1 protein-coding gene is annotated in these 1,041 nt (G+C 53.0%); it reads left to right on the forward strand.

Translation table 11 applies throughout. The annotated features are described in order from the left end of the window. Nucleotides 1-1,041, forward strand: a 1,041-nt coding sequence (locus J07HQW2_RS12405; protein ID WP_021055883.1) for a hypothetical protein, incomplete at both ends; no start/stop codon positions are given.

Genomic DNA, 1,041 nt, shown 5'->3' on the forward strand with positions numbered 1-1,041 from the left:
ACAGTATGTCACAGACACGTCGCAGACAGCAAACGGGAACACGAACGTCTCGATTGACATTGCTAACCCAGGTGTCAATGCAAATGCGATTACCGAATTTCGGGAATTACTCGTTATTACTCACACTGATAATACGAACGCTGGATCTGTCAGTGTCATCGTTGAGCAGCAAGACCCACAACTCACTGTCGGGCGAAATCTCACATTTCTTGAAGCCGATACCGGCGTCGGAGCCGCTGGGAGCAACCTAACACTCTCGCCCGGGGAGTCTGAAACGCTCGGTATTGAGATTGATACAACCGATGTGAATGTTGGAGAAACGCTCACGACAACGATTACAATCAAAACACAGGTGGGACCGATTTCGCGTCCGTCTGATCCGATCCCGCCCACACTGAGCGATGCAACAGCACCACCGACAGCAGAGGCAACGGTTGATGTTGGAGTTGTCACCGGAATAAATGCAAGTCTCGGAGAGGGTGAAGTCCTTGTGAGCGAGCCTGTCGATCTGACAGCAACCGGCTCGACGGTGACGAGTCTGAGCTCGCTTGTCGAAGGACAGGCTGAGACTCCTGTGAAGAATCAAGCTGTGATTGATGGACCATTCAATCTCTCGGCAGATGATCCCGCAGTCACTTCCTCCGGAGCAGTCCAATTTACACTCGAGAGACAAGCGGTTGAAACCCCGCCTGAGGATATTCGAATCGTGCACAGCCCCGCTGGAAACGAATGGACATTCCTTGAGACAGATGTGACCGTCCAAGCAGGAGACTTGACTCTGGAAGCGACTCCAGAAGCAGACCGCTTCGGAACAGCTGCTGTCGTTGATGACTCAAATGTGCAATTTAGATGGAGTGGTGACCTTCCTGAGAGTGCTACCGGTTCTAGCAGTAGCGAGAGTGTGAGCACGCTCACGTTTGAGATGCAGTCGGTGGTGACCGCATCCAGACCCAGACGAGAGCGGCAATCCCGACGGCGTCAATGTTCATTTCCTCAGGGAATTCCGGGGTTGTTGATCGTCTCAAGGCGACTGCCGGCATC

Source organism: Haloquadratum walsbyi J07HQW2, from assembly GCF_000415985.1.
Classification (GTDB): Archaea; Halobacteriota; Halobacteria; order Halobacteriales; family Haloferacaceae; genus Haloquadratum; species Haloquadratum walsbyi_B.